At 50.7% G+C, this 19,159-nt stretch carries 19 protein-coding genes and 1 pseudogene; 6 read left to right on the forward strand and 14 right to left on the reverse strand.

The annotated features are described in order from the left end of the window. The 13 genes and pseudogenes from LLG46_11875 to LLG46_11935 form a co-directional block, all read right to left on the reverse strand. A pseudogene (locus LLG46_11875) lies at window positions 1-140 on the reverse strand (ATP-binding protein). Window positions 141-239: 99 nt separating this feature from the next. Continuing rightward, window positions 240-902, reverse strand: a complete 663-nt coding sequence (locus LLG46_11880) for a PIG-L family deacetylase (protein ID MCE5323998.1) — start codon at window positions 900-902, stop codon at window positions 240-242. A 14-nt stretch (window positions 903-916) separates the two neighbouring features. Beyond that, a complete protein-coding gene (locus LLG46_11885) occupies window positions 917-1,600 on the reverse strand; it encodes an HAD-IA family hydrolase (protein MCE5323999.1) in 684 nt (227 codons plus the stop codon). Continuing rightward, complete coding sequence (locus LLG46_11890) at window positions 1,597-2,598, reverse strand: ATP-grasp domain-containing protein (protein MCE5324000.1); 1,002 nt, start codon at window positions 2,596-2,598, stop codon at window positions 1,597-1,599. Before LLG46_11890 ends, LLG46_11885 begins: the two co-directional genes overlap by 4 nt. Then, window positions 2,576-3,805 (reverse strand): glycosyltransferase family 4 protein, encoded by a 1,230-nt coding sequence (locus LLG46_11895; protein MCE5324001.1) that lies wholly within the window; start codon window positions 3,803-3,805, stop codon window positions 2,576-2,578. The genes LLG46_11890 and LLG46_11895 overlap by 23 nt, the downstream gene beginning before the upstream one ends. 1 nt (window position 3,806) lies before the next feature. Then, window positions 3,807-4,865, reverse strand: coding sequence for a glycosyltransferase family 2 protein (locus LLG46_11900; protein ID MCE5324002.1), 1,059 nt, complete (start codon window positions 4,863-4,865; stop codon window positions 3,807-3,809). Between the two features lie 31 nt (window positions 4,866-4,896). Further along, window positions 4,897-5,493 carry a sugar transferase gene (locus LLG46_11905; protein ID MCE5324003.1) on the reverse strand — a complete coding sequence of 199 codons (597 nt, stop codon included), beginning with the start codon at window positions 5,491-5,493 and terminating at the stop codon, window positions 4,897-4,899. Continuing rightward, window positions 5,490-6,524, reverse strand: coding sequence for a glycosyltransferase family 10 (locus tag LLG46_11910; protein ID MCE5324004.1), 1,035 nt, complete (start codon window positions 6,522-6,524; stop codon window positions 5,490-5,492). Before LLG46_11910 ends, LLG46_11905 begins: the two co-directional genes overlap by 4 nt. Before the next feature lie 34 nt (window positions 6,525-6,558). After that, a complete protein-coding gene (locus tag LLG46_11915) occupies window positions 6,559-7,572 on the reverse strand; it encodes a glycosyltransferase family 10 (protein MCE5324005.1) in 1,014 nt (337 codons plus the stop codon). A gap of 9 nt (window positions 7,573-7,581) precedes the next feature. Beyond that, window positions 7,582-8,577: a glycosyltransferase family 10 gene (locus LLG46_11920; protein ID MCE5324006.1), complete on the reverse strand. Its 996-nt coding sequence runs from the start codon at window positions 8,575-8,577 to the stop codon at window positions 7,582-7,584. A 20-nt stretch (window positions 8,578-8,597) separates the two neighbouring features. Beyond that, the gene (locus LLG46_11925) at window positions 8,598-9,494 is read right to left on the reverse strand and encodes a glycosyltransferase family 2 protein (GenBank protein MCE5324007.1); all 897 of its coding nucleotides are present in this window, start codon (window positions 9,492-9,494) and stop codon (window positions 8,598-8,600) included. Between the two features lie 15 nt (window positions 9,495-9,509). After that, on the reverse strand, window positions 9,510-11,471 hold the full coding sequence (locus LLG46_11930; protein MCE5324008.1) for a polysaccharide biosynthesis protein: 1,962 nt from the start codon (window positions 11,469-11,471) through the stop codon (window positions 9,510-9,512). A 39-nt stretch (window positions 11,472-11,510) separates the two neighbouring features. Then, window positions 11,511-12,674 (reverse strand): DegT/DnrJ/EryC1/StrS family aminotransferase, encoded by a 1,164-nt coding sequence (locus LLG46_11935; protein MCE5324009.1) that lies wholly within the window; start codon window positions 12,672-12,674, stop codon window positions 11,511-11,513. Window positions 12,675-12,996: 322 nt separating this feature from the next. Between LLG46_11935 and LLG46_11940 the strand changes: the two genes are divergently transcribed. The 6 genes from LLG46_11940 (at window position 12,997) to LLG46_11965 (ending at window position 18,495) form a co-directional block, all read left to right on the forward strand. Then, window positions 12,997-13,746: a hypothetical protein gene (locus tag LLG46_11940; protein ID MCE5324010.1), complete on the forward strand. Its 750-nt coding sequence runs from the start codon at window positions 12,997-12,999 to the stop codon at window positions 13,744-13,746. 6 nt (window positions 13,747-13,752) lie between these two features. Beyond that, window positions 13,753-14,421: an HAD family hydrolase gene (locus tag LLG46_11945; GenBank protein MCE5324011.1), complete on the forward strand. Its 669-nt coding sequence runs from the start codon at window positions 13,753-13,755 to the stop codon at window positions 14,419-14,421. Window positions 14,422-14,519: 98 nt separating this feature from the next. Next, on the forward strand, window positions 14,520-15,620 hold the full coding sequence (locus LLG46_11950; protein MCE5324012.1) for an SLBB domain-containing protein: 1,101 nt from the start codon (window positions 14,520-14,522) through the stop codon (window positions 15,618-15,620). A 17-nt stretch (window positions 15,621-15,637) separates the two neighbouring features. Beyond that, window positions 15,638-17,860, forward strand: coding sequence for a polysaccharide biosynthesis tyrosine autokinase (locus tag LLG46_11955; protein ID MCE5324013.1), 2,223 nt, complete (start codon window positions 15,638-15,640; stop codon window positions 17,858-17,860). A gap of 24 nt (window positions 17,861-17,884) precedes the next feature. After that, window positions 17,885-18,256 carry a hypothetical protein gene (locus LLG46_11960; GenBank protein MCE5324014.1) on the forward strand — a complete coding sequence of 124 codons (372 nt, stop codon included), beginning with the start codon at window positions 17,885-17,887 and terminating at the stop codon, window positions 18,254-18,256. Then, a complete protein-coding gene (locus LLG46_11965; protein ID MCE5324015.1) occupies window positions 18,253-18,495 on the forward strand; it encodes a hypothetical protein in 243 nt (80 codons plus the stop codon). Before LLG46_11960 ends, LLG46_11965 begins: the two co-directional genes overlap by 4 nt. On the opposite strand, the gene LLG46_11970 is transcribed toward LLG46_11965, so the two are convergent. Then, window positions 18,485-18,985: a phosphatase PAP2 family protein gene (locus tag LLG46_11970; protein ID MCE5324016.1), complete on the reverse strand. Its 501-nt coding sequence runs from the start codon at window positions 18,983-18,985 to the stop codon at window positions 18,485-18,487. The two genes, LLG46_11965 and LLG46_11970, sit on opposite strands and share 11 nt — an antisense overlap. Window positions 18,986-19,159: the final 174 nt, after the last annotated feature.

Genomic DNA, 19,159 nt, shown 5'->3' on the forward strand with positions numbered 1-19,159 from the left:
TTCTGCTTCAGGCGTGGAACCTCGACGTGGATATCGATTCTGTCGAGCATTGGACCGGAGATTCGCTGAAGATACTTTTGGATCATATGCGGAGTGCATGTACAGTTTTTGAGGTGGTCGTTGTAGAAGCCACAAGGGCATCCCTACGTTGCCATTCTGTCAGGTCCAATTTTACACTGCAAAGCCACATCTTAGTTGTAATGTGACCCAAATGTTTTTTTGATGATTGCTCGGATACGTCAATGCAATTGGCGGATCAATACAAACGCCTCTGCTGCAGTGCGATTTACCGTGCTGCCACGGAGCGCAGCCAGTGCACGGATGCCTTTGATAGAGCGTTCATCTGGAAAAGGCTTAATCTGTGATACAAATGCTTGGGCTGCCTCGATTTTTTTCTCCATATGACTTGATATGTCAAAGAAGACATTTGGTATGAATCCGGGCATCAGATAAGGGGCTCCCCAATTTGTTTCAGAGAGTGTTTCATAAGCGTACACCGACCTGGGAGAATACTTTCCTCTTGGTCTTACAGACACAATCGCGGACAGAAAGGCTCTCTGATGGTCCATATGTATATCCCCTGGAAACGGCACAAAGACCAAATCCGGTTCCAGTTTATTTATGATCTCCGACAGGGCTGAGTTTATTTCACGATGCGGCGTCATGTCGAGCGATGCCGCCGGAAAGTCCAGGAAATATGTATTTCTTACTTGGAGTATATTGTGTGCTTTTAGAGCCTCGTTACGACCTCTGATGAGATCATTTTCATCAAAATCAGGCGGACAGGCTTTCGTAACTACCACCACGTCGATCTCGTTTCCCGTATCGGCTAGCTTTGCAATCGTGCCGCCTGCTCCAAGGACTTCATCATCCGGGTGAGGTGCAATAACCAGTGCGTTCATACATGCTTCCTCTCTTATCGAGTGATAAGCTGCAACGTATTATTCAGCTCAGAGAGCGTTTCTATCGTATAATCAGCCAGGTTCAGCTCAATCGAACTCAGTTTGGCATATGGGCCGGTGAGCACCCTGATCGTCTTCATACCGATTCTGTGTGCGCCGTCAAAATCTCTGCAAGGATTGTCTCCCACAAAAATACAATCAGCAGTCTTCACACCGATCTTTGATGCAGCGCTTTCATATGCCAGCACACTGGGCTTGGTCCAACTCTTGTCAAAGCCACCAGTGAAAATTTGCACCGCGAAATATTGCGAGATTGCCAATTGTTCGACTTTCATTCGTTGCATGCCGCTGTGTCCGTCAGTGATCAGAAACAGTTGCTTTGTCTTGTAAAGACATTCCAGTATCTGCCGTGTGCCGGGATACAACTCTATGCCGCCGCGATGACAGTGATATTTGTCGATCAGCTCATTGACGTATCGGCCTTTGGGAATATTTAGTGCGTCCAAAGCATCATCAAATAGATGTTTATATGCCGGTGTTCGGCGAATCAGAATGTCCTTGAAAACATGATATATCCGGGCATCGGAAAACCCGGTTTCGCAAGAAAGCCATTTCGCGGCGTCTCTGAGAAATGAAAGAATGTGCACGGTTTGGTCGCAGAGTGTGTTGTCAAGATCGAAACCAACGGATTTGATCATCTCACGGTCCACCCAAGCGCTGCCGCTTCTGCTTTTGTAAGGTATGCTTCTTGCCAATAGCGCAGCATTATCCTCTCATCAACCGGGCAGATATGGCTCGGCATTGGTTTATTAAGAGCAATGCATATGATTGCTTCGACATACGGCACCCCAGCGCATTGCGAGAGGATGGCCGTTCCAGCAGGCCGCGCGTTCACCTCGGTGAACAGGAGATCGCCGTCATCGCAGATAAAGCACTGTATATTAGCTCCGCCTATCAATTTCAGCTTACGCACGATTGTCTTCGTCCAGTCAACAACCTCTTCGTTCCAACAGGTCATGGCCTTGCTGGAGATGCCCGAATCCGTAGCAATCCGTATGCGCGGGGCAATTATCACCGGTTCGTGAGCATAGTCGGCTACCACATCGATGGTATACTCAGTGCCGGATATCCTCGGTTGAACGACGGCATCACCGATATATGAGCAAAAGAACATCACCTCATCTCTGTTTCTTGCGAGGAACACATTCGTGCTGCCTCGCCCCCGCCTCGGTTTCACAATGTATGGACCGTCGGCGAGAGAGGATTTGTCCAACTCTTTGCATGATAGGGTAGGGACGGTCGGAATTCCGTTTTCCACGAAAAACGAGTAGGTGGCAAGCTTATCAGTGCAAATTTCGAGTGTCTCGACGGAAGAAATAATCACCTTCGTCCCTTGCCGGGTAAATCGCATGGAGTTCTCGGCAATATTCACCAGTTCTTCGTCCAGTGCCGGAATGAATATGTCCACTCGCTCATTTGCACATATTTCGAGCAGCAAGTCCACGTATGTCGGATCGTCGGCACGCGGGACCGTATACGCCGCATCCGCGAAATGCAGCCCGACCGACAACGGGTCGCAGTCCGCCGCCACCACGCGCAGCCCCAATTCGTGAAAACACTGATATTGAGAGACACTGCATGCGGAGCCTGCCGCCGTTCTTAATATGGTCGCGTCATACATATGGCGTGGCCTCATCGTGCATCACCTCATTACATGGCTGTGGTAATGGGTAGTTCTTGTTGTCGAGTAAACGAGCATACTCGCGAAGTGTTGCGTCCCAAATTTTTCCCCGACAATAGTCGCGCGACACTCGTTGCCGTCCGGCTCTGCCATGCTCTCTTCTTAAGTTTGGATTGTCGATGTAGGCTTTAATTGCCTGTGCAAGCGTGTCTGAGTCCTTCGGAGGCACCAGACACCCCGTGATGCCGTCCACGACAGCATCCACACACCCTGTTATTCTGGTCGCTACTACAGGCAGTTCCATGGCCGAGGCTTCCAGTGCGGACATGCCGAGTCCTTCCCTATATGATGGAAGAGTAAATATGTCCATGGCCGCATAAAATGGAGGTGTGTCCCGCACAAATCCGGCAAGGTGAATATTCGGGTCGGAATGCATTATCCGCCGGGTCCGGTCATCGACGCTGTCTCCGTCTTCAAAGTCGCCGACAATCAACAGGTGCACATTTGAGTATTGCCTGCGCAATAACTCCAGAGCATCGACTAGTTCCGCAATGCCCTTATCCCGGACTATGCGTCCCACAAACCCTATCACTACCGCTTCATGTGGAATATCGTATTTCGCCCTAATGCCTGCGCGCGTTTTTTTATACAAAACCGGATTGAAAACATCTGCGGAATCGATGCCGTTGACGCTGCCGCAGTGCAGGACTTTGATCTTGTGCGGCGGACATATCCCTTCATCGATCGTCAAGTCCATTATCGAACGGCTGACACACAGCACCCGGTGAGCAAGTCTACATGCGATCTTTTCGGTGAATTTCACGATAACTCTCCCGGCTCCCGACATCGTGACGAAACGCTGCCCATGGACGTGGTATATTCGGACGGGCACTCCAGTGATCCAAGCGGCCAGCATGCCTAGAAAGCCGCCTTTGGCTGTATTGGAATGGACTATGTGCGGGCGTATGCGCCGAAACTCTCTGCACACAGTCATCAGCGAGATTAGATCGCGCAATGGCGAGATGCCTCGAAGCATGTCCACTTTGTGGGCATGCACATGTTCCTCATGCGCAATATTCTCCAACATCTCTCCTGACGATGAGAGCACATGAACCTCAATCCCGCATGACCTCATGTAACCCGGTTGCCCCCTGACAAGCGTGAGCGTCATAGGCACTGTGGTCATATAAACCAGTTTTATTTTGCCGGATTTTTTTGCCATATTACGACCATCGTTTTTTTAGGCGACCCGTTGCATGACGCTTCAAAATTCTGAACGTTCGCTTTGCGCCGAGCGACAGGCAGTATCTCAGGAACGTGCCATACCCCATATAAATCTTGGACTTTCGCACTCTTGCTATTTTCCACCATACCGGCTCGCGAGAGAGAAGACATGCAAGTGACCATCTCTCGAAGAGCACCTTTGCAAGAGCGGACGGCTCATAGACGTGCGTAATTGCGTTCGCCTGAGTCAATTTGCAGAACCAATTCTCGACGCATGCAATATACTCCCTCGACCTTGCCATACAATACGTGCCGGTGCTTACCGACAGATGCATCTCCAACTCCTCTTTTGATGCCTGTATACCCAACTCGGATAGCACTCTTTTGTGGACGGCAGACAAACATCTGTCATTTTGGTCTTTTATTTGCTGAGTGGTGGAAGTATTGTGGACTCTGATTCTCATCAGAATATCCGGCAGGTTCGTGATCTTGCAATACTGAGAAAAACGTCTTGACATGTCATAATCCTCTGCGGCGACCAGAGACTCGTCATAGAACAGATTATTACTGATCATTAGATCGCGGCGCATCATAACAGACGTATTGGACAGAGTCGGCACAAGCAGCAGCAGACTTTTCACACAGTCCGGGTCGACCGGTGGCACGACTCCTGCATATTCACCATCACTGCCAAAAAATGAACATCTCGTGCCGCACAACCCAACCTCAGGATGCTTTTCCATAAGCGCGACCTGCCTTGAAAGCCGATCCGGCAGGCAGATATCGTCACTGTCCATAACAGCTATGTAATTGCCTCGAGCATGCCGCATGCCGTTGTTGCGTGCTGCGGAAATGCCGCTGTTGTCTTGATGCAGAACATGCATGCGAGAGTCCTTCTGACTGTAGCGATCAAGTATTGCGGTGCTGCCATCCGTTGATCCGTCATCGACAGCGATCAGCTCGAAGTCGTCGAATGACTGGGCAAGAATGCTGTCGAGCGCTTCTTCAAGATACTTCTGTGTGTTGTATACAGGCATCACGACGCTTACAACTGGCACGTTTTCAAAAACCTCTGTTCAGGACTTCGAGTTATTTACCCAAATAATTGCCTGCGAACGGACTTGTGGTCGCTTCACCATCAGAGCAAATCCCGTCACGTTTGAGCACTTTGATTATTGTGGTCAGCAGAATGCGCATGTCCAGCCACAGCGACTGATGATCGACATACCAGATGTCGAGATCGAACCGTTGCTGCCATGACAGCTTGTTGCGTCCGTTTACCTGCGCCCAGCCGGTCATTCCCGGCGGCACGTTGTGTCGCCTAGCCTGCCGAGGTGTGTACCGGTCCAGATATTCCGGCAGCAGCGGGCGCGGGCCGACCAGGCTCATGTCACCTTTGAACACGTTAAGCAGCTGCGGCAGTTCATCAAGGCTTGTGGAGCGCAGAAGTTTGCCTAGACGAGTCAGGCGCTGCGCATCAGAGATATGCATATCGTCGGCATTTATCATCGTGCGAAATTTATATATTACGAACAATCTGCTGCGCAGCCCGGTACGCTGCTGGCAAAACATGATGGGTCGACCCATAAAGCAGAGTATGATCACTGCCGTAATAAGCATCACGAGTGAGAACAGTATCAAGAGAGTAATGGAAACTGTCAGATCGACTGTGCGTTTTAGTCTCATGTGACCCTCCGAACCGCATGCGCTTTGGCCATAAGTCCGCTCGCGATCTCGTCATATACGCGCTTTGGAGTCCATGCTTGAAACGCTCCGCTGGTGATGAATTGACGGCCAGCCTCCTGGATCGAACGGAACTGACGCGGTCCTATCGAGCGCATGCACTCCAGCAGTGCCGGAAAGTCCGGCATTTCGCTCATTTGTACATAGCTGCTGCGCGGAATATATTCGTCGATATTGGTTGCGCCCAGGTAGATGGGCACTGTGCCACAAAAGAAGCAGTCGAATATCTTCTCGGTGATGTAGCCGGGTCTGTTAAGCTGGTTTTCATAGCAGAGGCAGAACTTATATCGCGCCAATGTTTCGTGCTTGTCGGTCGGCGAACCGGCAAATGATCTAAACGGCAGCCATGAGCTCACTACGTCTCTGGCATATTTGCAAGCCGTTTTGCGCATTATCCGGTTTGGGACTGAATATTCCGAACGGCGGACCGACCGGACAAACGCAGCAGTTGCATTTCTTGCCTGGAGCGCAGGGTTGTTCCAACCAACTCCGTAGAGGTCGAATTCACTACAGGCATCGAAAGATTTTATCGCTTTGCGCCGATATGAATAGCCTTCCGACTCAATATAGCTGAATTTGTTGGCGTTTATCATTGTGGCGAGTTTTCGGTCATCATAATTCGGTGAATTGTCTCTCAGGCTCTGTCCCTGCGGCCACCTGAGCTTGAAAAAACGTATATTGTCGACCAGATCGTCACGCCATGTGATGACCTTTCCGAAATGCTGCCAGATGTGTGGATCGTACTGGTCCGGACGAACTGCCTCCGGCTCAAAAAGCAGCAGAACCAATCGGTCGGAATCAATACCCGAGTCAAGGCAACGCTGCAGCAGTTTGTGATCCAGATCAAAAAAAAGAATTTTGTCTGCGGTTCGTATATCGTGGTCATCGACCGTGTGCAACTCCACGCCGTAATCGGCCAATGAATCACGCAATCGCCAGCATAGTGTGCTCGAGCTCATCAGATATGTGCGCATTATGCACTCCCCAAAACAATCCGAATGATCCAAATCACATGCTCATAAGTCTGTCGGCCACGGATTCGTAAACGCCCTCATGCGTCCATTCATGGAAAGCATCCGCAGTCACAAAATTACGACCCGCCTGTTGATATTTACCAAATTCAGCCGGTCCCATGGATTGCAATATATCCAGCAGAGTCGAAAAGTCCTTTGTGTTGCTCATCGATATAAAGCAGTCACGCGGTACATACTCCTCGACGTTCGCCGCACCCAGATAAACAGGCACCGTACCGCTGAAAAAACAGTCGAAGAGCTTTTCGGTGACATAGCCGGGATAGTTCAACTGATTCTCGATGCACAGGCAGAACCTGTATTTTGCCAGTGTCTCATCCTTATCACTCACAGTGCCTGCATAGGAGACAAATGGAGACAGACCCTGTGCGATATCTTTTATGTAAGCCGCGGCGATATTGCCCGGCAGCATACACTTCGCCGGCAATGGCCGGGGCAGTTTGACTGATCGAACCGCTGCCGCGGTTGCATGTATGATAGGCCAGGCGAGATTGTTCCAGCCGTGCCCGTAAAGATCGAACCGACCGCACCCGTCAAAAAACCGTATCGCTTTGCGCCGATATGAGTAGCCCTCTCCGTCGATATAGCCGTACTTATTTGTGTTTATCATGGCAAGGAGCTTTCGGTCCTCAAACCCCGGCAGCGTGCGGACTGGCCTGGTCATCTGTGGCCACCTTAGCTTGAAAAAACGGCTGTTATCGACAAGGTCGTCCCGCCATGTGAAAATTTGGCCGAAACATTTCCATACACGCGAATCATACTGGTCGGGCTGGATGACATCCGGCTCGTAGAGCAGCAGCGCCAGACGCTCAGGCGTAAGGCCTGCATCCAGACAGTGCCTCAACAGTTTGTTGTCCAGGTTGAAAAAGATGACCTTGTCGGCGGTTTTGAGATCACCATTATCTACCAGGCGCAGATCAGTGCCGTGTCTGGCCAGCGAATTGCGCAGTTCGATGCACAGCTGGTTCGTGTTCATGAGAAAAATCGGCATTCGATACCCTCAAGCGCCGGATTTGATTTGTGCACACCGTCCGCACATCAGTTTGTCGGCCACGTCTTCATAAACACCTTCGTGCGTCCATTGATGGAACGCGCCGCTCATAATAAACTCCTGGCCGGCCTGCTGAAAAGCCCGGAACTGCTCATATCTCATGGATTGCATATATTCGAGTAGATACTCAAAACTCTTCATCTCATTCATCGCTATGAAGCAATCACGCGGGATATATTCATCGACATTGGTTGCGCCCATATAGACGGGTATGGCGCCGCTGACGAAGCAGTCAAATATTTTTTCGGTTATATAACCCAGGCGGTTCAACTGGTTTTCAAAGCACAGACAGAACCTGTAGTGCGAAAGTGTCTCATCCTTATCGGCGACCGGTCCGAGATATGACTTGTATGAGCGCAGCTCGAGCAGATTTTTGATGAACGTAATGAGTTTCCTCGACCGGACGGCAGTGACGAAATTTCCCCGGTTCATCAAGCAGGCAGAGTCGTTCCAACCAAGCCCGTAGAGGTCGAACTCGCCGCATGTATCGAAAAACCTTATTGCCTTGCGCCTGTAGGAATAGCCCTCACCGTGGACAAAGCTGTATTTGTTGGCGTTTATCATCGCAACGAGTTTGCGCTCATGGAAGTCCGGCAGAGGAGACTTGATCCTGCGGCGCAGCGGCCACTTGTATTTGAAGAAGCGGACATTGTCCACCAGATCGTCGCGCCAGGTAAATATTTGTCCGAAGTGGCGCCATACTCGCTCATCATACTGATATGGAAACACGGCATCCGGCTCATATAAAAAAAGCACCAATCGGTCGGGATTCATACCAGCGTCAAGGCACTGACGCAGCAGTGTGCGATCCAGGTCGAAAAAGATGATCTTCTCCGCACATTGGATATTGTTTCGATCGACGCACTTCAGATATACACCTCGCCGTGCGAGCGAGTCCTGCAGCTGCCGACTTGGGTTTGGGTGCATGTAATATATCACCGCCATATTTCCTCCGATGCAAACCATTACCCGATTGTTGTTGCTGCAAACCCCGGGACACCGGCATTCAGGGCAATACACAGGTCACGACTGGCCAGTTCCTGCTCGGCTTGACTAAGAGGCAGGTTGCGCCGTCTGAAGAGCAAACGTTGAGCGCCCAGTATAGTTGCAATTCGGTATATATCGTCCTTCAGATATGACTGAATCATCAGCGATAATGAACGCGAGAATCCCATATGAGATAGACCGTATTTTCTAATAGCCCGCCTTTGGTAATTGGACGCTTTGAGATAATGCCTGAGATAGTTTTTCGGGCTTTTATTGTTTTCTCGGTAGAAATGCAATGGGCATTGCAGCTTGCCTATGAGGCATTTGCCGATTGTGCCGCACCACAGCTCATAGTCTTCTGCACCCAGAAAACCCTCATCGTAGGGATTATCAACAAACCAGCGCGCACGACCCATTACAGTCGGATGTATGAGGGGGACGCCCGGGATTGCGGATGGATGGTCTGTTTTCAAAGGCTCCAGGCCGCGCTTGCCCATAACAGCGTTGTCCATATCTATCGTATAAGTCCCCGCTCCCACTACATCCAGATCCGGATTGGCATCCAGATACTCGGCCTGGCAAGCGAGACGCCTTGGGTGCATGATATCGTCGGCGTCCATTCTCGCTATATATTGACCCCTGGCCGACCGTGAAATCTGATTCAGGCGATATGGCAGTCCCCGGTTTTCCTTGCTGTGTATGACCCTTATGCGAGGTTCTTGGACAGCGCTTGCAATATGCAGAGACGAATCGGTCGAACCATCGTCGACGAGGATAAGCTCCCAGTCCTCAAATGTCTGTGCGAAGACGGAACGGATTGCGTCGCCAAGAGTATCCTCATTGTTGTGAAATGGTATGCCGACGGTTACTTTCATGCAATTTCCATACACTCAGCCTTCGACTTTCAGCCTTTTATGCTCGCCCTTGTGCGCTTGTGTTTGAGCAGGTGGGTAGTCCATTCTGGTCTTGGGCATCATCGTGGACAGCATTTTCCGAACCACGGCGTCGCCGTCATGATCGACCGTATGGCGAATCCCATCGATTACACCAAGAATCTTGTTGTATTCAAAATGCGCCTTACGATTGACGACGACAAGTCCGGACCAGGGCGTTCTTTCGATCGTCTCTTGGGACGATATCAACTGTTCATGTATCTTCTCGCCGGGTCTGATGCCGGTAAAGTCGATGGCTATATCCACGTCCGGCTCCAGCCCGCATAGACGAATCATGTCTTTGGCCAGGTCCAATATTTTCACCGGTTTGCCCATGTCGAGCACATACAACTGTCCAGATTTGCCCACCGCTCCGGCTTCGAGCACCAGCCGGACGGCCTCGCGAATGGTCATGAAAAAGCGCGTCATCTCGGGATGGGTGACCAGCACCGGACCGCCGCGCCGGATTTGCTCGTGAAAGACCGGCACAACGCTGCCCCTGCTGCCCAAGACGTTGCCGAACCGGACAGCAATGTATGATGTAGATGGCCATAGTGAGGCTCCACAGCGGAATACCTCCTCGCAGAACCATTTCGTTGCGCCCATTATGCAGGACGGATCAGCCGCCTTGTCCGTGGAAATCAACACGATACGCTTGACACCATGCTCTCCACTGGCGGCCGCGACGTTATACGTGCCCAGCATATTGTTGTTCACGGCTTCCTGTTCATTGGACTCCATGAGCGGCACATGTTTGTGTGCCGCGGCATGAAAGACTACCTCCGGGCGATGATATTTGAATACATGGTCGATGCGAGACTGGTTCGCTGTAGAGGCTATCACACACTCAAACCGATCCGATATCTGTGGAAATTCCTCCACGAGTTCTTTGTGAATGTTGTGAATCGAGTTTTCGCCGTGACCTATGAGGACCAGCGAAGCCGGATTGCATACCGCTATCTGCCTGCACAGTTCCGAACCGATAGATCCCCCTGCACCGGTTACAAGCACCCTGCTGCCTGTAAGAGTCTTGTCGATATCGGCTGTGATTGTATCTGCGGGCGCGCGCCGTAAAAGGTCTTCGACCGAAAAATCGGCCAGGCTGGTTGTTTTTGAACCGTTGAGCACATCCCTGAGGTGCGGAATCACCTTTACCGGTACCTTGAGTCTCTTGCAATCCATTATGCACCTGTGGGCACCATTGCGACCTACCTCGGGAATTGCAACAATCACTTCGTCAACGGCCCGCTTCAATGCAAGTTCATTAACCATCTTGAGTGGACCCAAAACTCGCGCATGGCTCATATATATCCCAAGTTTTTTGGGGTCATCATCCAGAAAGCCGACCACGTCGTATTTTAGTGAAGGATCGGACTGGATAGCTCGTAGAGTTCGTGCTCCGCAGTTGCCTGCACCTATAATCACGGCACGTTTCCTGTCTGTTTTTCTGAATGTTACGCGCAAGGATTGACATCCGCTCCTGCGCACAACGCTCACAACACGCAGCGCTATGCGGCTTGCACCTATCAACGTGATGCTTGCGGCCCACATTATCACAAGAACAGATGATGAGAAAGTCGACCCGTCAAGAATGATTTGCAAGGCTGCCATACAAGTCAGACCGACAGTGTTCGCGCCCACTATGTGTAGAAGCGTTTCCAGACTTGCATAACGCCAAGCGTAATTATAGAGGTGAAAAACGGCAAAGATGACAAGATATAGTCCGATTGCTGCGGGCAAGCTGGAATAGTGCGTTGATATGCGGTTGTTCAGAATTTCATGCCATGGAGTGTTTTCATAACGCAGGAGATGCGACGCTATTATCGATGTAAGCAGCGCCATCGAGTCCACAAGCAACAATATAAGTGTACGTATATGTCTGCTCGCAATTCCAGACATACTGACATGGCCTTTTTTCATTCTTGATTCCTCCGAAAATGGATTCAGAACAATCAATATTCAATTCGACTGGCGTATTACCGGTTGTCGAATACACTTTATTACCCTATTGCATATTTCATCAACATCGGATGCGTTCATGTTTGAATACAGCGGCAGCGCCAACCCCTGAGATGATATTTTTTCTGCAACCTCGAGCCTGACACTGCTGTCGGAGTCGGTATTGCGATAGAGTGACTGATTATGAACTGCCGGGTAAAAGTAACGCTTTGTCTGAACGGATTGGTTTTTGAGTCTGGCGTGAAGCTCGTTACGTGTGATCGGACACGTGTCTGGATCAATCTGAATGACCACGTAATTGAGCGTGGAGGTGCAGTGAGGCGGTATATGCTGAAAATCAATGCCCGGGACTGCTTGCAGATTTTGTTTATAACGTTCAAGCGCGGCAGCGCGATTTGCTATCCAGCCATCCAGTCTTGCAAGTGACCACCTGGCTACAATGGCATTTACCTCATTCATTCGCGCCGACAGACCAAGCCAGCGCATGTCTTCACCGTCAGGCGCCTTGCCGTAATCACGCATGTGTCTGAGCTGGTCGGCGAGCGCATCATTGTTCGTGGTAATCAGTCCACCCTCCAATGCTGTTACGACTTTTGTGGGGCTCAGACTAAAGACCTCCGCCATGCCGAAACTGCCAAGAGCTTTGCCCTTATATGAGCTTCCAAGTCCCTGCGCGCTATCGAATATCAGCACAAGATCGTGAGCACGTGCAAGCTGCTCGTATGAATCCATGTCACCCGGCACGCCGAAGATACATACGGGATATATCGCCGAGGTGCGTTTTGTGACCAGCATCTCGGCTGCGGATGCATCCATCGTGAAGCTGTGTGGTTCACTGTCGCAAAAAACAGGTTTCAGTCCGTTCCATAACAGCGCATGCGCGGTAGCTGCGAATGTGAAACTTGGTGTGATGACTTCGCTGTTACTTGGGAGAGAAAGCGCGCGCAGAAGCAGAATCAAACCACTTGTCGCTGACGACACCGCCAGGCTGTGTTTGACTTTAAGGCGCACGCATATTTCCTGCTCGAGCGCCTCGACATTTTTGCCCATTGTCACTCTGCCCGAAACAAATACTTTTCTTATGTCTTCCAGCAAAACACTCGCATCAGGCAGCACTGGACTGGTTATCGGATAGTTGAACAAGGTCCGGGTTTCAGTCGTCACCGGGTTATCCTCCGATAGGTCGAATTGCAATATGCGTGTCTGCACGTCACACAAATATACACAATAGCATTATTATTGCCTGGTCATTGTGCGATATATGTTTGCGTGATGGCTTTATACCCGTCGCAATATTAAGACAATCGCAAAATAAATCCATGCAACCGACCATAAAGCAACACACATTTTGTAAAACAGACATTTAATGCCCCTGAATTTGGGTATTGTACGTTCAAGTCAATGTTACAGCTTGTCGAATAACAGTCGCTAAAACTTGCCGACAGGTGTGCACAAAGCACTGGTCAAAAATTTGTGGGGGAGACATATGATAAATGGCATGTTGTTGTTCCACAGAGGACTGGTTGTCTTGTTTCTGAGTGCATGGACAATGATGGCTGGTCTTGCGGCAGCAAGCACGGTTCCCAGCCAGTTTGGAACTCTTGGGCCATTGCCTGGAGATGGGTTTGCTGTTGATTCAGAAGGCAAACTCGATGGTTTTGGAGCACTTCAGATCAACATACCCATAGCCTACACCCCGCTTACCGGATATGTCGTTGCTTCAGGCTCCGCAGGAGGTGTTACTGAAGACAAAAGTAATTTCAAAAATGGGACTGCGGTTGTCGGAGGGAGCGTGGGCGGATGGCCAAGACTTTGGATGTCTGCAATGGTTATCAAAAATGATAACGCTGTTGCTAACGGACAGCTTTCCGTGTTTAGTGAAACACTGTCGCGGCCCGCAGTCGCCGTCGGTCTTCAGGGACTCTTCAGGAACAGCGAAGTCAAAAAATGGGGCTATATCACGGCCACCAAAGGGTTCGCTCTGCGCAACAACAAAAACATCTACGCGACTGTCGGAATCAGAGGGGAAAGAAAAAACGCCAGAGGAATAGGAGGCCTATCTTATCCGCTGTCTCAAAGCTTCAATTTTGCAACAGAATGGGATGGCTACCAGTTCAATAATGGTATTGCCTGGAGACCCGGCGGACAGCGTGGCAATGTTACTCTCTTCGGCACATATAACAGCCAGACAGGTTTGCAAGCAGGCGCCAGTATATACCATAACTTTGCCAAGTGATTTCGCATGTATCGAGCCGTTGTTTTCGATCTGGATAATACGCTGTATGCGGAACGCAGCTATCGTGATGCGGCATATTGGAGCATTGCCGTAAGGTTGGGTCGGCGCTTTGGCTGGAGAGCCGACAAAGTACACAAACATCTGCTGCACGTTGTTGATTCACTTGACGAGCATGCGGCCTTCGAGAGACTTCTACAGGACTTTGGAATGGATGATAGTTATGTGTCCGCGTGCATAGAGCAAGTCATAGTCCCGGCGTATACGACGTGCGTTTGCAATCTTGAACTCTATGACGACGCCCGCAGTCTCCTGCGTGAACTGACGCAGAGAAATATCCCGATTGGACTGGTTACCAACGGCAGCAAACAGATGCAGTGGAACAAAATCCGACTGCTGGATATCCAGCGATATTTCAAGTGCATCATAGTGGCGGGAGAACATTTCGACAGAGACCGTTGGAAGCCGCATCAGGCTCCGTTTGAGATGTGTTTTACGCGCCTGGGTATGAATCCGGCGGATTGTCTGTATGTTGGAGACAGCCCTGAACTGGATGTGCCCGGGGCCGCGAGTCTCGGTGCAAAGGTCCTGCTGATTCGACGTGATGCAAAAAGCACGAATGCGTCGGATTGCATTCAATTGAACAACCTGACCAGAGTTATGGACTGGCTGACATGAATGAGTGAAATGATGTTACGATCAGGATATAGGTGATGCTTATGTTTTCGATTGTCCGGTTTGGAGCTTTATTGTTTTGCCTGATGTTACTCGATTGCATGGGATTTGCACAGGAAAGCAGCACATACCGCGTCGGTTCCGAGGACACTATTAGTGTGTTGGTGGCGAGACATCCGGAATTCTCCGGTGACTTTCTGGTCCCGTCGGACGGGTGCATAAGTCTTCCTGCCATCGGACAGGTGCATGTCAGCGGTATGACGCTTGTCGAGATATCCGAGAATGTGGCTTCTCGGCTGAAGAGCCGTTTGAAGGATCCCGAAGTGAGTGTAACATTGCGTTCCGCAGGAATGCAGCGAGTTTATGTGCTGGGCAGTGTGCAAAAACCCGGTCTATATGACCTGAAGCCCGGATGGCGCATTACTCACTGTGTCGCGGCTGCAGGAGGACTGGGCAGCGGCTGTGAGCCGAATGATTGCACGGCAACTGTGGTCAGGTACGCAAACGGCAAACGTGAAACAGTGCAAATGCGAGACGCAATGCAGGGACTCGATTTGACGAATCTCTCAATTGAGAGTGGGGATGTGGTTATGATCGAATCGCGAGAGACCATGCCTGTTTATGTTACGGGTAAGGTGAAATCGCCCGGCATATACCGTGTAAACAAGGACCATGCAGGCGTTATGGAAGCACTGACACTGGCCGGAGGAACATTAGAAAACTCTGCGCTCGACCGTGTGACAGTGATCAGTTCCGACAACACGACCCGAACCGTCGATTTGAACCCTCTTGCCATGAACGGTAAGCAGGAACCCAATATCACGATCAAGCCCGGCGATCTGATCGTCGTGCCGGAAGATGTGTCAAAAGTTGCAGTGCTCGGCTACGTCAACAAACCCGGGTTCTACTCCATCAGAAGAAGTGAAAAACTGCTTCTGTCGGACGCTCTGGGGCTTGCCGGCGGGTCGGACCGCAAGCGAGGCGAAGTGGGATCGATAGCTCTGATCCGTAATGAAAACGGTATGCAGACCAGAACGATGTATGACATGAGCAAGTTTCTGAAATCGGGTGATTTGACGCAGAACCCGACGATCAATGCCGGCGACATCATATACGTGCCGCAGACAAGAAAACCCGACTGGGACTTTGTGATGCGCTCACTGACCACTGTCGCCATACTTATGAATCCGTTCATTCCTTAACACATTGAGAGGCTGCTATGACAAGACGCGATATCACAAATTGGAATGCAGGACAGATTGAACCGATGAACGCCGATGCTTGTGCACTCGATGAGCCGCATCAGGTGGATATACAGCAATGTACATCAGTGCTGTTTCGTCGCTGGAAGACTATGCTGCTGACGGTTATCCTGGTATTCGGGCTCGGCATGCTTCACACATGTACCAGGCAGCCTATATATGAGTCTTCAGCCAAGCTGGTTGTCGTGACAACAGGCTCGTCATCCTCAACCGAAAATGATATTCCGCTGATAAACGATTTGCAGGCACTCACGCGAAGTCGGTCGGTGGATACACAGGTCGAGATAATATCGAGTCCCGACCTGCTCGAAGAAGCATTCGACAGACTCAATATGTCCATGAAAAAGTATGGGTTCAAAAGCACAGCTTTTCCGGGTTGGGCATGCAATGTTGCGGCGAAGAAAGATACCGATATAATTTCCATAACGGCAAGGGCATACATACCTTCCGCCGCAGCGGAACTTGCCAACACGATTGCTGACACTTATTTCGAGCGTGATGTTCGACAGAACAACCTTGCCACTCACCAGGCACGAGAATACGTCGAGCGGAGAATGGCCATCGCCGAGAATCAACTATACCAGGCAAACGCACGTCTTTCCGAGTTTAAGGCAAAGACCGGCCTCTTTGCACCAGAGGCTCAGCTTACAAAGACTGCCGAACAGATAGCTCAGATATCTCAAGAACTGGATTCGACAAAAGCAGATGTTGCATCCGGCAGAAAAGGCGCTCAAGCACTGGGTTCACAGCTTGCCGGGCAGAGTCAAAATGTTGTCGGCAGCACCACCATTGCCCGCAATCCTCATATAGATTCAGTGTTGGGTAAGATCGATTCGCTCAGCAGCGAGCGTGCGTCTCTGCTCCAGGAGTTTACTCCGACTTCCAGAGAGATCAAGAGCATCGACAACCGGATCAGGCAGGAGCGCGAAAAGCTCAAGCAGATGACTGAAAGTGTTACTGCGTCTAAAGTGCAGGGGCGCAACCCCGTCAGAGATGCTCTTGAGCCGCAATATGCGTCCAATGTCGCGTCCGTCGCCGCGAACAGCGCACGGGCGAATGCATTGGGCTCTATTCTCAACAAAAAGCTGCAGATGGCTCAAAATTTGCCGGACCGTGAACGGGAATATAATGAGCTTGTTCAGCGAGTAACACTTCTGCAGCGCACCTATGAAATGCTGTCCACCAAGTTCCATACACTGCTTTTGAGCGAGCAGTCGACATTGCCAAACGGTATGCTTGTGTCCAGGGCTCGAATACCTGGAGCACCGGCTTATCCTGACCTGCGCAAGAATGCGATAAGGTACTTTCTGTTGGGAATACTGCTGAGCGTGCTGGTTGCGATTATTGCCGACTGGCTGGACAGCCGTGTTCATGAACAGACACTCGTCGAAGAAATAAGCGATCTGCCGATACTCTCCCGCATACCGAATGTTTCCGACCCGGCGCAAAGAATGCTCAGTGATCGCGACCACAGCGCAGCAATGCTGGAGAGTTTCCGTATTCTAAGGAATAACCTTTCTTTTTCCAACATCGACCGAAAGAACAAAATACTTGCCGTCACGAGTCCCGGTGCCGGGGATGGGAAAACAACAACCGCAATCAACCTCGCAGTGGCAATAGCGATGGAAGGAAAGCGCGTTTTGCTTGTCGAGGGCGATTTTCGCCGTCCGTCGCTGCATGACCTATTTGAAGTGCCGACAACGCTCGGGTTTACGGCCGTGCTCACAGGCGTCAGCACGTTGGAGCAGGCGATTATAAAAACGAGTGTTGAAAACCTATCCTGCCTGACCTCAGGCCCTCTTCCCCCGCATCCGACTGAGATTTTGAACTCTCAACAGAGCAGAGCGCTCTTCAAAAAACTGGCGGAGATGTATGACACAATCGTAATTGACTGTCCACCGTGTGTAGGGCTGAGCGATATTCAAGTCATCTCCACAATAGCAGACGGCATGCTGCTGGTGGTCTCGATGAACCATACATTAAGACCCCATCTATACATGACCATGAGAATGCTTGCCCAGGTCAAGGCGCCGCTTATAGGACTGATTATCAATCGAATCGAGATGCGCCGCAGAGGTCATGGCTACTATTATTATTATGGAGACTATTACGGCCGCTCTAAAAATGGAAGCAGTGCCAATGCCGCGCTCAACTCGGGTGCATCAAAAGATGATTCCTGAGCAATTATGTCTGGGGGTAATTGATTGAGCGATTTGATAATCTATGGCTCCGGTGGGCATGGCGCAGTTGTTGCGGAGGTCGCTGAGGCAGCGGGGTATCACGTCCTTGGGTTTGTGGATGATGAAATTGGCCTGACAGGCTCGAAAGTGCTTGAATGGCATGTCCTTGGCGGAGCGGAGAAAATCGGCAGCGGAGCAAGCGTTGCACTTGCGGTTGGCGACAATTCTGCGCGTGCCCGGCTTCTTATCCTGGCGCGAAACAAGCATTGGCGCCTGCCTGCACTCATCCATCCAAGCGCACTAATTTCCAGCAGTGCCGTCATTGATGAAGCTGTCGTAGTTATGGCAAATGTTGTCGTCAACGCCAGACCCGGATTGGACCGGCGCGTATATTGAACACAGCATGTTCCGTCGATCATGACTGCGATATCGGTGATCTCGTGCATGTGGCTCCAGGCAGCCGGTTGGGCGGTGGAGTCGGTGTCGGAACCGGCAGTCTGGTCGGCATTGGAAGCTGCGTGCGGCCATGCATGCATATAGGCGACTGGTGCTCAATAGGAGCAGGCAGCACTGTAGTCTCAGATATGCCCGACAATATTACCGCCTATGGAAATCCTGCGAAAATCAGAATTTAATGACACGTCCGATGAGTATTCCTTCGGGTGTAGCGACTGTCCACTTTCCAACTGCCATACCCAACGCTGCCCCGGCGAGCACGTCGCTCCATGTATGGCCGTTGACGGCAACAGTGCTCCATCCTATGAGTGAAGCGCCTGTATAGGCCATCCATTTTTGCTTGGGATATGTGTCAGAAAGGGATGTCGCCAGAGCAAACGCGACTGCAGTCCTCTTGCTTGGAAATGAGTGCGCGTAGTCGGAACTGCTGTTAATGATGCAGGTTTGCTGAATCGCATGCGCCGCACCATAGGCGATAAGCATGCCTTCACCCGCACGCACGGCGTTTCGGGGGCCATTATCTTTTGAGAAACACGTAATGGCTAGTGCACCGATCAGCGCAGGCTTGGTGGCATCGCAGACGCTCTGCCCGAATGAGTCCGCATGTGCTGTCGGAGTCAGACAACATGCGCAAAGTATGCACGTAATCAAGGCTGAAATGTTCTTCAATATTGCATCCTCTACTAAAATAAAGCTCTACAGCAGTTATTGTCACATATAACAAATATCACTGCAAGCAATCGTTCGTAATATTGCCGTTGCTCAAGCATGTTGAGGTTATGTGAGTGACCGATGTGTATTAATATTGACCGTGTTGTATAGTATAGCAATCCGGCGTTCAAT

The organism is bacterium (assembly GCA_021371935.1).
GTDB lineage: Bacteria > Armatimonadota > UBA5829 > UBA5829 > UBA5829 > UBA5829.